The 13,751-nt window shown below is 61.6% G+C and carries 12 protein-coding genes; 4 read left to right on the forward strand and 8 right to left on the reverse strand.

The genetic code is table 11. The features are described from left to right. Positions 1 to 212 precede the first annotated feature (212 nt). Positions 213 to 1,622, forward strand: a complete 1,410-nt coding sequence (gene leuC, locus C4N04_RS21265; protein ID WP_096762063.1) for a 3-isopropylmalate dehydratase large subunit — start codon at positions 213 to 215, stop codon at positions 1,620 to 1,622. 105 nt (positions 1,623 to 1,727) lie between these two features. Here leuC and C4N04_RS21270 read toward each other — a convergent pair whose 3' ends face one another. Further along, positions 1,728 to 2,558: an aldo/keto reductase gene (locus C4N04_RS21270; protein WP_096762064.1), complete on the reverse strand. Its 831-nt coding sequence runs from the start codon at positions 2,556 to 2,558 to the stop codon at positions 1,728 to 1,730. 142 nt (positions 2,559 to 2,700) lie between these two features. After that, complete coding sequence (locus tag C4N04_RS21275) at positions 2,701 to 3,249, reverse strand: L,D-transpeptidase family protein (RefSeq protein WP_096762065.1); 549 nt, start codon at positions 3,247 to 3,249, stop codon at positions 2,701 to 2,703. Positions 3,250 to 3,389: 140 nt separating this feature from the next. On the opposite strand from C4N04_RS21275, the gene C4N04_RS21280 reads away from it, so the two are divergent. Together C4N04_RS21280 and C4N04_RS21285 are read left to right on the forward strand one after the other, a co-directional pair. Then, a complete protein-coding gene (locus C4N04_RS21280; protein ID WP_011427159.1) occupies positions 3,390 to 4,073 on the forward strand; it encodes a response regulator transcription factor in 684 nt (227 codons plus the stop codon). 226 nt (positions 4,074 to 4,299) lie between these two features. Then, positions 4,300 to 4,755, forward strand: coding sequence for a cyclic nucleotide-binding domain-containing protein (locus C4N04_RS21285; RefSeq protein ID WP_039622722.1), 456 nt, complete (start codon positions 4,300 to 4,302; stop codon positions 4,753 to 4,755). Between the two features lie 4 nt (positions 4,756 to 4,759). Here C4N04_RS21285 and C4N04_RS21290 read toward each other — a convergent pair whose 3' ends face one another. From C4N04_RS21290 to tesB, 6 genes are all read right to left on the reverse strand, one after another. Further along, positions 4,760 to 5,563, reverse strand: coding sequence for an exodeoxyribonuclease III (locus C4N04_RS21290; protein WP_106796969.1), 804 nt, complete (start codon positions 5,561 to 5,563; stop codon positions 4,760 to 4,762). A 232-nt stretch (positions 5,564 to 5,795) separates the two neighbouring features. Further along, on the reverse strand, positions 5,796 to 6,464 hold the full coding sequence (locus C4N04_RS21295) for an outer membrane lipoprotein carrier protein LolA (protein ID WP_106796970.1): 669 nt from the start codon (positions 6,462 to 6,464) through the stop codon (positions 5,796 to 5,798). Positions 6,465 to 6,604: 140 nt separating this feature from the next. Continuing rightward, the gene (locus C4N04_RS21300) at positions 6,605 to 9,289 is read right to left on the reverse strand and encodes a DNA translocase FtsK (RefSeq protein ID WP_106796971.1); all 2,685 of its coding nucleotides are present in this window, start codon (positions 9,287 to 9,289) and stop codon (positions 6,605 to 6,607) included. Between the two features lie 250 nt (positions 9,290 to 9,539). Further along, positions 9,540 to 10,973 carry an ammonium transporter gene (locus C4N04_RS21305; RefSeq protein ID WP_077992238.1) on the reverse strand — a complete coding sequence of 478 codons (1,434 nt, stop codon included), beginning with the start codon at positions 10,971 to 10,973 and terminating at the stop codon, positions 9,540 to 9,542. A 25-nt stretch (positions 10,974 to 10,998) separates the two neighbouring features. Further along, positions 10,999 to 11,349 (reverse strand): P-II family nitrogen regulator, encoded by a 351-nt coding sequence (locus C4N04_RS21310; protein ID WP_003543684.1) that lies wholly within the window; start codon positions 11,347 to 11,349, stop codon positions 10,999 to 11,001. 210 nt (positions 11,350 to 11,559) lie between these two features. Further along, positions 11,560 to 12,444, reverse strand: coding sequence for an acyl-CoA thioesterase II (tesB, locus tag C4N04_RS21315; RefSeq protein ID WP_096762067.1), 885 nt, complete (start codon positions 12,442 to 12,444; stop codon positions 11,560 to 11,562). Between the two features lie 84 nt (positions 12,445 to 12,528). On the opposite strand from tesB, the gene C4N04_RS21320 reads away from it, so the two are divergent. After that, a complete protein-coding gene (locus C4N04_RS21320; protein ID WP_106796972.1) occupies positions 12,529 to 13,743 on the forward strand; it encodes a ubiquinone biosynthesis hydroxylase in 1,215 nt (404 codons plus the stop codon). Positions 13,744 to 13,751: the final 8 nt, after the last annotated feature.

Consider the following 13,751-nt stretch of genomic DNA (forward strand, 5'->3'; position numbering starts at 1 on the left):
AAAAATCGCTATATGCGGGCGATGGAATCCAAGTTCAGATGCACTGGCGCGCATATTTTCGTGCTGCAGGACCATTATCGCCTGCCGGCGCGGTTCTTTGCATGCGTCTCCGGTGCGCTCAACAGCCGACTTCGTTGATCGAATGACGGCCGGCGGAGCCTGATCCGCTTTTTCCCGATTTTCCGAAAGCATCCAAAAACGGACTTACCGCCATGAGCGCACCGCGTACCCTCTACGACAAGATCTGGGACGACCACCTGGTCGACGAACAGGCCGACGGAACCTGTCTTCTCTACATCGACCGCCACCTGGTCCACGAGGTCACCTCGCCGCAGGCCTTCGAAGGCCTGCGCATGAGCGGCCGCAAGGTCCGTGCGCCGGAAAAGACGCTCGCCGTCGTCGACCACAACGTTCCGACATCGGCCGACCGCCATCTCGGCATCAAGAACGAGGAAAGCCGCATCCAGGTCGAGCAGCTCGCCAAGAATGCCGCCGAGTTCAACGTCGAATATTATTCCGAGAACGACAAGCGCCAGGGCATCGTACACATCATCGGGCCGGAACAGGGCTTCACCCTGCCGGGCATGACGATCGTCTGCGGCGACAGCCACACCTCAACCCATGGCGCCTTCGGCTCGCTCGCCCATGGTATCGGCACGTCTGAGGTCGAGCACGTTCTTGCCACCCAGACGCTGATCCAGAAGAAAGCTAAGAATATGCTGGTGCAGGTCGATGGCCAGCTGCCGGCAGGCGTCACCGCCAAGGATATCGTTCTCGCCATCATCGGCGAGATCGGCACGGCGGGCGGCACCGGCTACGTCATCGAATATGCCGGCGAAGCGATCCGTGCGCTGTCGATGGAAGGCCGCATGACGATCTGCAACATGTCGATCGAAGGCGGCGCCCGCGCCGGCCTGATCGCGCCTGATGAGATCACCTTCGAATATATCAGGGGCAAGCCGCGCGCGCCGAAGGGCGAAGCGCTGGAACAGGCGATCGCCTACTGGAAGACGCTGCAATCGGATGAAGGCGCCCATTTCGACCGCGTCGTCAAACTGAACGCCGCCGAATTGCCACCGATCGTTTCCTGGGGTTCTTCGCCTGAAGACGTCGTCTCGGTCCAGGGCATCGTACCGAACCCCGACGAAATCCAGGACGAGACGAAGCGTGCCTCCAAGTGGCGCGCGCTCGAGTACATGGGCCTGAAGCCGGGCACGCCGATGACCGACATCAGCATTGACCGGGTCTTCATCGGCTCCTGCACCAACGGCCGCATCGAAGACCTGCGCGCCGTCGCCAAGGTCGTCGAGGGCAAGACCGTTGCTTCGACCGTCAACGCCATGATCGTTCCCGGCTCCGGCCTTGTGAAGGAACAGGCGGAAGCCGAGGGGCTCGACAAGATCTTCAAGGCCGCCGGTTTCGACTGGCGCGAGCCGGGCTGCTCGATGTGTCTTGCCATGAACGACGACCGGCTGAAGCCGGGCGAACGTTGTGCCTCGACCTCGAACCGCAACTTCGAAGGCCGCCAGGGCTTCAAGGGCCGCACGCACCTCGTCTCGCCGGCCATGGCCGCCGCAGCGGCGATTGCCGGTCACTTCGTCGATATCCGCGAGTGGAACTGATCCGTCCGGCGGAATGAAAGATTAAAGCCGCCCGTTGCGCCTCAGCGCATCGGGCGGCCTTTTTTATTGCGGCTTCGAGATCGGCGGTATTGATCGCACCGGCAATCAAAAAGCCGCCGTCATCGGGTCCGGTCCCATGCGGGCGCTTGCGCTGTCGAGCCTGGCGATCGCCGCCATGTCATCGGCATCGAGCTTGAAGTCGAACACCTGGAAATTCTCCTCGATGCGCGACGGCGTCACCGACTTCGGGATGACGACGAGGCCGCTGTCGATGTGCCAGCGGATAATGACCTGAGCCGGCGTCTTCCGATGTTTCCTGGCGATCTCGCCGATGACAGGGTTCGAGATGAACTGCCCTTGGCCAAGCGGGCTCCAGGATTCAGTAGCGATGTTCAGCTTTTTATGTGCCTCCTGTGCCGCCTTCTGCTGGAAATCGGGATGCAGTTCGATCTGATTGATGACAGGAACGACGCCGGTTTCGCCGATGATCCGCTCCAGATGCTCGGGATAAAAATTCGACACACCGATCGAGCGGGCGCGCCCCTCTTCCCTTATGCGCACGAACGCCTTCCAGGTTTCGGTGTAGAGGCCGCGATGCGGCGACGGCCAGTGAACGAGGTAGAGGTCAACATAGTCGGAGCCGAGCTTCTTCAGGCTGCCATCGAACGCACGCAGCGTATTGTCGTAGCCCTGATCGGTATTCCTGAGCTTGGTGGTGACGAAGATGTCCTTGCGGTCGAGGCCGGAAGAGCGGATGCCTTCGCCGACACCCTCCTCATTATCGTAACCGGACGCCGTATCGATATGGCGATAGCCGGCGGCAATGGCAGTGCGCACCGTCGGGGCGGCAATCTCTTGCGGCGTCTGCCAGACGCCGAGCCCGACCTGCGGAATGGAATGTCCGTCATGGAAAGTGATGATGGGTTGAGCGGTCACAATATATCTCCGGGAGTTTGAAGAATTGGACGAGGCTTGATTTGCGCCCGCCTACAGCGCATGGCTGCGGGCGTCCCAGAACGCATCTCAGCCTGAGCGTTCGGTCACCGGAAGGATATAGGCAGCCGCATCCGGAAGACAATCAGACCACCCGGACAATCGTTCCCTTGCGGAGATGCGGCAGAAGGCGGCGCATGGCGCCGAGGCTCACCGCCACGCAGCCGGCCGTCGGCTCGTAACCCGGCCGGATGAGATGGAAGAAAATCGCCGACCCGCGGTTGCGCGCCCGGCAGGAGATGTTCCAGTCCATCACCAGGCAGATATCGTAGAGCCCGTCGCTGCGCCGCATCTCCTCGTGACCGGCGCCGAACGGCGCCCTGACCAGGCGGTTGTAGTTGGCATTGCCGGACTGATCGCACCAGAGCATATCGGCGCGGATCCGGCGAAGCGGAAGCGAAGTTACAAGCCGGCCGTTCCGCTCGCCGCGGCGGAAGCCTGACAGCAGCTTCATCGATGTGATCGGCGTGGCGCCGTCGCCCTCGCGTTTCAGGACGGTGCGGCCGGAGCGGCCGATCGCGGCGGGCACGATGATCGCGCCGAGGCGGACGATCGCGCGGCTCTTTTTCCCCGGTGCCGGGCGCACCACGACCGTCGACGGACTAACTCTCGGCTTTCGCCTTGCTTTTTCCATTTTTCTCGCATGTCTTGCATTGCCTGAGGCTTTGATTGAAATCATATGCAAACATGCCCGGCAACAGCCCCGCCGGCCGATCCTTGCCAAAGCTGCAATTTGGCGTAGGACTAGGAGACCTAACATGAGGACGCAACGGCATGACCGCACGCACCATTCTTCTGGTGGATGACGACGAAGACCTTCGACAGACGCTGACGGAGCAATTGTCGCTTTATGAGGAATTCACGGTTCTGCAGGAAGCCAACGCCGGCAAGGGTGTTGCAACCGCCCGTTCGACGCCGGTCGATCTGTTGATCATGGATGTCGGCCTCCCTGACATGGATGGCCGCGAAGCGGTGAAGCTCCTGCGCAAAGGCGGCTTCAAGGCGCCGATCATCATGCTCACCGGCCATGATACGGATTCCGATACGATCCTCGGCCTCGAAGCCGGCGCCAACGATTATGTCACCAAACCCTTTCGTTTCGCCGTGCTGCTCGCGCGCATCCGCGTGCAGCTGCGCCAACACGAGCAGAGCGAGGACGCAACCTTTACCGTCGGCCCTTATCTCTTTAAGCCGAGCCAGAAGCTGCTGACCACCGACAACGGCCAGAAAATCCGTCTGACGGAAAAGGAAGCGGCAATCATCCGCTATCTCTACCGCGCTGAACAGAAGGTCGTCACCCGCGACGTGCTTCTCGAAGAGGTCTGGGGCTATAATTCCGGCGTCACCACCCATACGCTGGAAACCCATGTCTACCGGCTGCGCCAGAAGATCGAGCGCGACCCCTCAAACGCGGAAATCCTGGTGACGGAAAACGGCGGCTACAAGATCATACCCTAGAACAGGATGATTTTAGGCCGGGCCGGCCTAAATCTGAATCCTGTTCTCGATTAAGAGTCAGAGCATGATGTTGCCCGAAAACCGCTCACACTTTTCGGCATCATGCTCTAGAGTATTTTGGTTTCCTCCGAATCACGGGAAATCCTCTATCTCTTTGTTTCCACGCAATTCCGCACGCAAACCGCTCCGCCGTTTTGTTGGAATTGCTCCAAGGCGAAAAGCCCGCATGGCGCTGACGGACGACATTCACCTGCTCTCGCAGCTTCCGCTGTTCAAGGACATGAGCGAGGACCAGCTGCGACTGATCGCTTTCGGCGCCGACCGGCGCATGATCGCCGCCGGCCAGATGCTGTTTCGCCAGGGCGCGCCGGCCGAGAGCGCCTATGTCGTCTTGAGCGGCAGCCTGGCACTCAGCACGATGAGCAGCGACGGCATGCAGCGGGCCGATGCCGTTGCCGGACCCGGCACGCTGATTTCCGAGCTGGCGCTGGTGACGTTGGTAGAGCGCAAGTTCACCGCGATCGCGCGTGAGGACACGAGCATCATCCGCATCACCCGCGCCCTCTTCCATCGGCTGCTCGAGGAATATCCGGACGCGGCCCGTCTGATTGAAAATCGCATCCGCGACAATCTTGCTGAACTTGCGGCCAAGGCCGCAAGCCAGTTTCACCGGTTCAGCTGACTTGTCACAGATCGAAATGCGCGGTCACCGGCACATGGTCCGAGGGCCGGTCCCAGCCGCGCGCTTCCTTCAGGATTTCGATACGCTTGAGATGCGGCCCGAGATCCGATGAGGACCAGATGTGGTCGAGCCGGCGGCCGCGATCGGCCGCTTCCCAGTCCTGGGCGCGGTAGCTCCACCAGGTGTAGAGCTTCTCGCTGGCCGGCACGTGCTGGCGCATGAGATCGAGCCAGGCACCGCGCTTCATCACCTCGAGCAGCCCGTCGGTTTCGACGGGCGTATGGCTGACGATCTTGAGCAGCTGCTTATGCGACCAGACGTCGTGTTCCAGCGGCGCGATGTTGAGGTCTCCCACCAGGATGGCCGAGGTATTGGCCTCGCCATTGGCCTTCAGCAGCTTCATTTCCTCGATGAAATCGAGTTTGTGGCCGAATTTCGGATTGATCGTCCGGTCCGGCTCGTCGCCGCCGGCCGGGACGTAAAAATTATGCAGCCGGATGCGGCGATTGCCGCGTTCGAAGATCGCCGATATGTGGCGGGCGTCGCCGACGCCGCAATAATCCTGCCGGTGATCTTCGGTCAGCGGAATGCGCGAGGCGATCGCCACGCCGTGATAACCCTTCTGACCGTGGATGATGATGTGATCATAGCCCATGGCCCGCAAGGGCGCGGCGGGAAAGAGCTCGTTCGGCACCTTGGTTTCCTGCAGGCATAGGATATCCGGCCTGTGCTTGAGAACGAGCTGCTCGACGATCGGCATGCGCAACCGTACCGAATTGATATTCCAGGTGGTAATTGAAAAGCCCATGCAGCAAGCCCTTTCCCGCACGCCGGGAAACGGCGTGCTATCATGAAAGGGCTTTAGAACAAAGGCGGACCGGAGGGAACCGGGCCGCGTGCAAAAACGTCAGGAGATCAACCGAAAAGGCTCAGAGCATGATGCCGAAAAGTGTAAGCAGTTTTCGGGCGACATCATGCTCTAACTCTTTAATTTACAACAGGATTCAGATTTTGGGCCACAAGCCTAAAATCATCCTGTTCTAGTCGCGCGATTGCGGCGTGCCGGGAATGCTCTCATAGGGAACCCGGAAGACGCGATCGTCGAACTGCACGCCGGTTTTGACGTTGAAGATCATCACCGAGGTGTCCTTGCCCTGATTGTCGGTGATCGTCCACTGACGCAGGTCATAGGTTTTCGGGTCGAACATCATGGTGATGGTCGAGTTTCCGAACACCGTATTGTTGCCGAGCGCGATCGTCGTCAGGTCTGACTCTTCCTTGACGCCCTTCACCATGCCGGCCGACAGGTCGATACGCTGCGCCAGCAGCAGGCTGAGCGGCGTCTTGGAGAGCGGATAGAGATCCCAGGTCTTGAGCTTGGTATTGCCGATGGCGACATTCTTGCCGTCGGCGATCACCCGCATCGGCGACGGGTCGTCATAGTTGAAACGCAGCTTGCCGGGGCGCTGGATGAAAAATTTGCCGCCGGTCTGCTCGCCGCGCGGGCCGAACTGCACGAATTCGCCCTGCATCGTCGTGACGCCGGAGAAATGGTCGGCAATCGCCTGCGCCGTGCCGGAGGCGGGCGCCGCCGCCTGCGCGCGAGCACCGAAGGGAATGGCGCTTGCCATCGCAGCCACGGCGAAAGCGCCGAGAAGATCGCGCCGCGTCATCGTCAGGCCGGAGAGGAAGGGATCGGAGTTACGCATCTAAATCTCCTTTATGCGATCTGCATGCTGCCGAAAGGCGGCGTCTTCAAGGCGTTGCGATCGGCCCGCGAGAGGAAACGGCTTTACTGCGATCGGGTTTCCGCAAAAGCAGGCCGTATCTGAAATATATGGCTGTTATCTCAGCGGTCGAGGATGTCGTCTTCTGTGGGAACGAGGATTTCGCGTTTGCCGGCATGGTTGGCCGGCCCGATGATGCCCTCCTTCTCCATGCGCTCGATCAGCGAGGCGGCGCGGTTATAGCCGATGCCGAGACGGCGCTGCACATAGGAGGTCGAGGCCTTGCCGTCACGGAGCACGACGGCGACGGCCTGATCATAGGGATCTTCCGAATCCGAAAGGTTCGACGTGCCGGCCGGTCCGCCGCCACCTCCATAATCGCCATCCTCGTCCTCATCGGCGGTAATCGCATCGAGATATTGCGGCGAGCCCTGCGTCTTCAGGTAGGAGACGATCTCTTCGACCTCGACATCCGAGACGAATGGGCCATGCACGCGCTGGATGCGCCCGCCGCCGGCCATGTAGAGCATGTCGCCCATGCCGAGCAGCTGCTCGGCACCCTGTTCGCCGAGGATGGTGCGGCTGTCGATCTTCGAGGTGACCTGGAAGGAGATGCGGGTCGGGAAGTTCGCCTTGATCGTGCCGGTGATGACGTCGACGGAAGGGCGCTGCGTCGCCATGATCACATGTATGCCGGCCGCACGCGCCATCTGCGCCAGGCGCTGGACGGCGCCTTCGATGTCCTTGCCGGCGACCATCATCAGGTCGGCCATCTCGTCGATGATGACGACGATATAGGGCATCGGCCTCAGGTCGAACTCTTCGGTCTCGTACATCGCCTCGCCGGTATGGCGGTCGAAGCCGGTCTGCACCGTGCGCGAGATCACCTCGCCCTTCGACAAGGCCTGTTCGACACGGGTATTGAAGCCGTCGATATTGCGCACGCCGATCTTCGACATCTTCTTGTAGCGCTCTTCCATCTCGCGGACGGTCCATTTCAGCGCGACGACGGCCTTCTTCGGATCGGTGACGACAGGCGAAAGCAGGTGCGGAATGCCGTCATAGACGGAGAGTTCGAGCATCTTCGGATCGATCATGATCAGCCGGCACTGTTCCGGCGTCATGCGGTAGAGCAGCGACAGGATCATCGTGTTGATGGCGACTGACTTGCCCGAGCCGGTGGTGCCGGCGACGAGCAGATGCGGCATCTTGGCGAGATCGGCAATGACGGCTTCGCCGCCGATCGTCTTACCGAGCGCCATGGCGAGCTTGGCCTTGCTGCCGTCGAAATCGCGGGAGGCGATCAACTCGCGCAGGAATACGGTCTCGCGCGTCTGGTTCGGCAGTTCGATGCCGATCGCATTGCGGCCAGGAACGACGGCGACGCGGGCGGCAATGGCGCTCATCGACCGGGCGATGTCGTCGGCAAGGCCGATGACCCGCGACGACTTGATGCCGGGCGCCGGCTCCAGTTCGTAAAGCGTGACGACGGGGCCGGGACGGACGTGAATGATCTCACCCTTGACGCCGAAATCTTCGAGCACGCCCTCAAGCATGCGGGCATTCTGCTCCAGCGCGTCGGCCGACAACGTCGAATCGCGGACCACGTTCCTCGGTTCGGCGAGCAGGTGCATCGAGGGCAGCTGAAAACCCTCAGGACGAATGAACGAACCCTGCGCCTCGCGCTCGATGCGAGCGCCGGGTTTTGGACGCGAGATCGCGGGCACGACGCGAGGTTCCGGCTTGCCGACGGCTTTCGCCGGCGCGCGGATCATCCAGTCGTCGTCATCGTCGTCGGGCAGGATATCGGCCGGGCGCGGCGGCATGTCGGTATCGAAGGGCGGATCGTCGTCCTCATCCTCGTCGTCGATGGAAAGCGACGGCGCGGCGACGACGCGCCGCGGCGAAGCCGCCCTCGCCCCCATCGATGGCTCCATCGACGGTTCCATGCGCTCGCCGCGCACGGCCGGCGCCTTGGCGCGCACCGGTTCGTTCAGCGTGCCGAATTCATCATCGTTGAAATCATAGGGTGATTCGAAATCGCCCTGGCGCCGCTTGCGCGGTCCCATGCCGAGGAGCCGACGCAGCCGCCCCTGGCTCATATACCAGGCATGTGTCATCGCGCCGCTGAAAGCGACCCAGCGCGACTCCTCTTCCTCATCTTCGTCTCCGACGACCCGCGCCTTGCTTGTCGTCTCGACGTAATCGTCCTCGATTTCGTCATCAGCTTCGCTGCGGCCGACGAGGCCCGATGCAAACAGCATCATCCAGGCAGTCGGTACGGCAAAGATGCAGCCGACGACCATGGCGAAGGTGCCGGTGGGATAGGCGCCGACGAAGAGCGCGGGAAAACGCAGGATCATATCGCCGACGACGCCGCCGATGCCGTTCGGGATCGGCCAAGTGAGCGGCGGCGGAAAACAGCCGATGACGGCGGAGGAAAGCACCGAACCGGCAAACCAGGCGCCGATGCGGGCGGGAATGCGGCTGAAGCTGCGGCCCGAGATCATCGTCAGCGCCCAGGCGACGATCGGCAGCATCGAAACGACGCTGGCAAGCCCGAGGAACTGCATGACGATATCGGCAAAGGCAGCGCCGCTGTAGCCGAGGATATTCGTCGGCAGGTTGGCGGTGGCATAGGAATAGCTCGGATCCGCGACGTTCCATGTCGCCAGCGCCGCGACGCAGAACGCCAGCAGCAGAAAGATCGCAAAGCCGATGAGCGCCTGGATCTGCCGCAGCATGAATGCCGAGAAGGAGAACCGATCCGGACGGCCATCCATCGCCGGCGACGTGCTTCTTGCCATGTGTCTAACCCGTCCACTGCCTGAGGGCATGCGAATCACCGAAGCTTCGCCATGCCAAAATGCGTCCGCTCTACCTAACCAGAACGGGGTTAAAGCGATATTAACCATGCATGGCTGGACGTGCATTCCGAACAGGGAAATAAAAAAGGCCCGAACCTTGAAAGGTCCGGGCCGAATGCGGTCTATGGTTAGATAGGCCGCGACGGGCCGTGAAGCGGCGCCCTTCTGCCGGGCGCCGCAAACCCTTTGATCAAGACGAGTGGTAGGCGGCTTCGCCGTGGGTCGAAAGGTCGAGACCTTCGCGCTCGGCCTCGACGCTGACGCGCAGGCCGACGACGACGTCGACGATCTTGTAAAGGATCGCCGAACCGATGCCCGACCACAGTAGCGTCGTCAGCACGCCCTTGGCCTGAGCCCAGACCTGGGTTGCCGTGCCGGCATAGGAGGCGGCGAAATCGGCTGTCGAATAATCGACGATGCCTGCACCGCCCAGCGCCGGGTTGACGAGGATACCGGTGCCGAGAGCGCCGATGATGCCGCCGACGCAATGCACGCCGAAGACATCGAGGCTGTCGTCGTAGTTGAACTTGTTCTTCACGACGTCGACGAAGAAGTAGCAGACCGGCGAAACGATCAGGCCGAGAACGATCGAGCCCATTGGGCCGGCAAAGCCGGCCGCAGGGGTGATGGCGACGAGACCGGCGACGGCACCCGAAGCACCGCCGAGCATCGAAGCCTTGCCGCGGGTGAGGCTTTCGATGATGCACCAGGACACGGCGGCGGCTGCCGTCGCAACGAAGGTGTTGATCATGGCGAGCGAGGCATAGCCATTGGCTTCGAGGTTGGAGCCGGCGTTGAAGCCGAACCAGCCGACCCAGAGCAGCGAGGCGCCGACCATGGTCAGCGTCATCGAGTGCGGAGCCATGATTTCCTTCTTATAACCGGTGCGCTTGCCGAGCATGATGGCGCCGACGAGGCCGGCAATACCCGCATTGATGTGAACGACCGTGCCGCCGGCGAAATCGATTGCGCCGTAGGAGAAGATCAGACCGGACGGCGAGGTGTAGGAGCTCGGACCGCCCCAGAACCAGACCATGTGCGCCATCGGGAAGTAGATGAAGGTAACCCAGAGCACGACGAAGAGCATGACGGCCGAGAACTTGATGCGCTCGGCGAAGGCGCCGACGATCAGGCCGGGCGTGATGCAGGCGAAGGTCATCTGGAAGACGATGAAGGTGTATTCGGGAATGGCGACACCCTTCGAGAAGGTTTCGACGAGCGACGAGGTGTTGACGCCGGCAAGGAACGCCTTTGAGAAGCCGCCGACGAAGCTGTTCAGCGAGCCGCCGTCGGTGAAGGCGAGGGAATAGCCGTAGGTCACCCAGAGCAGCGCCACGACGGCGGTGATCATGAAGACCTGCATCAGCACGGAGAGCATGTTCTTGGCGCGGACGAGACCGCCGTAGAACAGCGCCAGGCCGGGGATGGTCATCAGCAGGACGAGCGCCGAGGAGATGAGCATCCAGGCATTGTCACCCTTGTCCATGGTGAAGGCCGGGGCGGCGGCAGCGGCCGTGGTGGCGGCGGGCGCAGCCTCCTGCGCGAAAGCGACAACCGGCGCCAGAAGCGCAGCTGTTGCTGCGCAGATCAGCGCAAAGGGGGAAGAAAACTTCGAAGTCGACATTGAAAAAAGCTCCTTGATCTGCCGCTTACAGCGCTTCTGAATCGGTTTCGCCCGTACGGATGCGCACGGCATGATCGATCGAATAGACGAAAATCTTGCCGTCGCCGATCTGGCCGGTCTTGGCCGACGCCGCGATGGCTTCGACCGCCCGGTCGACGAGTTCCGATGCAACGGCGATTTCGATCTTGAGCTTCGGCAGGAAGCTGACCGCATATTCGGTGCCGCGATAGATTTCGGTATGCCCCTTCTGGCGGCCGTAACCCTTCACTTCGGTCACGGTCAGGCCCTGAATGCCGATCGCCGTAAGGGCTTCGCGGACCTCATCGAGCTTGAACGGCTTGATAATAGCCATCACAATTTTCATCTGGTTTCCCATCCTTCGTTATCCTCGGCACGGAGCCGACTCTCCTTGCCGCTGACGTTCCTGAACAGCGACCGGCGTTATACATTCAAAGGACGTGCCAGATTCGTGGCTCGATATAAGGTATTGAAATACATAGATTAAATTAAATGGCGCCAATAAACAGGCAGATGATTGAGCAATAAGCGCACAAATAATGCCCAAAATTCGAAATATGCCTATTATTTATTCATTTGCCTTTTTACGAATCAAACCTTCCTGGGCGACCGAGGCGACGAGCAGTCCCGACCGGGTAAACAGGCTCCCGCGTGTCAGCCCTCTGGCGCCGGAAGCCGATGGGCTATCCTGCGTATAGAGCAGCCAGTCGTCGAGCTTGCAGGGCCGATGGAACCACATGGAGTGATCGAGGCTCGCCACCTGCAGGCTCTGATCGAAGATCGACGTACCATGCGCATAAAGCGACGTGTCGAGCAGCGTCATGTCGGAGAGATAGGCAAGCACCGCCGCCTGGTAGCGCCGATCGTCGGGAACCGGGCCGGTGGCGCGCACCCAGACGTCCTGTTTGGGGTCGAGCTTCTTGTCGGAAAAATAGTGCGTCAGCGAGACCGGACGGATTTCGATCGGCCGCTCGCGCTGCCAGTATTTTCGGATCGCCTCCGGCGCATGCGCGAGATATTGTTCCTTGATCTGCTGCTCGCCGAGCAGCGCCTCCGGCATCTGCACCTCGGGCATGACGATCTGGTGGTCGAAGCCGAGCTCTTCCAGCTGGAAAGAGGCCGACAACGCGAAGATCGCCCTGCCGTGCTGGATCGCGACGACACGCCTGGTATTGAAGCTCGATCCGTCGCGGATGCGCTCCACCTGATAGATGATCGGCACCGAGGGATCTCCGGGCCGCATGAAATAGGCGTGCAGCGAATGGACGAAACGCTCAGCCTCGATGGTGCGCTGCGCCGCCATCAGCGCCTGGCCGATCACCTGCCCGCCGAAGACCCGCTGCCATCCCGCCTGAGGGCTGCGGCCACGGAAGATGTCGACCTCGATCGGCTCCAGATCGAGCGTCGCAAGCAGCCTCTCCATCGCCGAAGGCCCTGATGTCTCGCGCGTCATTTTGTATGCCTCCCGGCGGTAGGAAGTGAGGTTGCGATGATCTATATAGATCACATCTGAGGCACAAGGTACGGGAGCGGCGCGATGCTTGATATGCTGGTTGTGGGCGGGGGCTATGTCGGCCTTTCCGCGGCCGTCGCGGTCAAGCAGGCAGCGCCGCATCTGAAAGTCTCGGTGGTCGAGGCCGCCCCCGAACATGTCTGGAGAAACGATACGCGGGCTTCTGCCATCATCGCCGCGGCGGCGAAGATGCTTCAGGTCTTCGGCGTCTGGGACGAGATCGAGCCGGAGGCCCAGCCGATCACCAAGATGATCGTCACCGATTCCAGGACCTCGGATCCGGTGCGACCGGTGTTTCTGACCTTCGACGGTGAAGTGGCCGAAGGCCGGCCCTTCGCCCACATGATCCCCAACGTCGCCATGGTCGCGGCACTGCGCGGCGTCTGCGAACGACTCGGCATCGACATCCGCCACGGACTTGGTGCGACGGAGCTCAAAACTGGGGACAGTCATGCCACCGTCATGCTTTCGGACGGCAGCACGCTGGAATCCCGGCTGGTGGTGGCCTGCGACGGCGTGCGCTCGAAGCTGCGTGATCTCGCCGGCATCAGGACCGTCACCTGGGACTACGGCCAGTCCGGCATTGTCGCGACCGTCGAACATGAGCGGCCGCATGAGGGTTGCGCCGAGGAGCATTTCCTGCCGGCCGGCCCCTTCGCCATCCTGCCGCTCAGGAACAACCGTTCTTCGCTGGTCTGGACCGAGCGCACGCATGATGCCGATCGGCTGGTGGCCGCCGACGAGCTGGTCTTCGAGGAGGAACTGGAACGCCGCTTCGGGCACAAACTCGGGGCGCTGAAGGTCATTGGCGACAAGCGCGCCTTTCCGCTCGGCCTGACGCTGGCCCGCGCCTTCGTCGCTCCGCGTTTCGCGCTCGCCGGCGACGCCGCCCACGGCATCCATCCGATATCAGGACAAGGCTTAAACCTCGGCTTCAAGGATGTGGCGGCGCTGGCCGAAACCATCGTGGAAGCCGATCGTCTCGGCCTCGATATCGGTTCGATCAACATTCTCGAGCGCTACCAGACCTGGCGGCGCTTCGATACCTTCCGCATGGGCGTGACGACCGACGTGCTGAACCGGCTCTTCTCCAATGATGCAATGCCGATCCGCGTCGCCCGCGATGTCGGCCTCGGCATTGTCGACCGGCTGCCGCGCCTCAAATCCTTCTTCATCGGCCAGGCGGCCGGAACGACCGCGAAGGACAACCCGCGCCTGCTGACCGGCCAGACGATCTAAAGACAAGG

The organism is Rhizobium sp. H4, assembly GCF_003013335.1.
Taxonomy (GTDB): Bacteria; Pseudomonadota; Alphaproteobacteria; order Rhizobiales; family Rhizobiaceae; genus Rhizobium; species Rhizobium sophoriradicis.

What these genes read in the sequence shown, in the direction of transcription:
- C4N04_RS21295 (WP_106796970.1), bottom strand. Translation starts at nt 6,464, where the DNA reads ATGCGTAACTCCGATCCCTTCCTCTCCGGCCTGACGATGACGCGGCGC.
- C4N04_RS21280 (WP_011427159.1), top strand. Translation starts at nt 3,390, where the DNA reads ATGACCGCACGCACCATTCTTCTGGTGGATGACGACGAAGACCTTCGA.
- tesB (WP_096762067.1), bottom strand. Translation starts at nt 12,444, where the DNA reads ATGACGCGCGAGACATCAGGGCCTTCGGCGATGGAGAGGCTGCTTGCG.
- C4N04_RS21285 (WP_039622722.1), top strand. Translation starts at nt 4,300, where the DNA reads ATGGCGCTGACGGACGACATTCACCTGCTCTCGCAGCTTCCGCTGTTC.
- C4N04_RS21275 (WP_096762065.1), bottom strand. Translation starts at nt 3,249, where the DNA reads ATGGAAAAAGCAAGGCGAAAGCCGAGAGTTAGTCCGTCGACGGTCGTG.
- C4N04_RS21290 (WP_106796969.1), bottom strand. Translation starts at nt 5,563, where the DNA reads ATGGGCTTTTCAATTACCACCTGGAATATCAATTCGGTACGGTTGCGC.
- leuC (WP_096762063.1), top strand. Translation starts at nt 213, where the DNA reads ATGAGCGCACCGCGTACCCTCTACGACAAGATCTGGGACGACCACCTG.
- C4N04_RS21300 (WP_106796971.1), bottom strand. Translation starts at nt 9,289, where the DNA reads ATGGCAAGAAGCACGTCGCCGGCGATGGATGGCCGTCCGGATCGGTTC.
- C4N04_RS21310 (WP_003543684.1), bottom strand. Translation starts at nt 11,349, where the DNA reads ATGGGAAACCAGATGAAAATTGTGATGGCTATTATCAAGCCGTTCAAG.
- C4N04_RS21320 (WP_106796972.1), top strand. Translation starts at nt 12,529, where the DNA reads ATGCTTGATATGCTGGTTGTGGGCGGGGGCTATGTCGGCCTTTCCGCG.
- C4N04_RS21305 (WP_077992238.1), bottom strand. Translation starts at nt 10,973, where the DNA reads ATGTCGACTTCGAAGTTTTCTTCCCCCTTTGCGCTGATCTGCGCAGCA.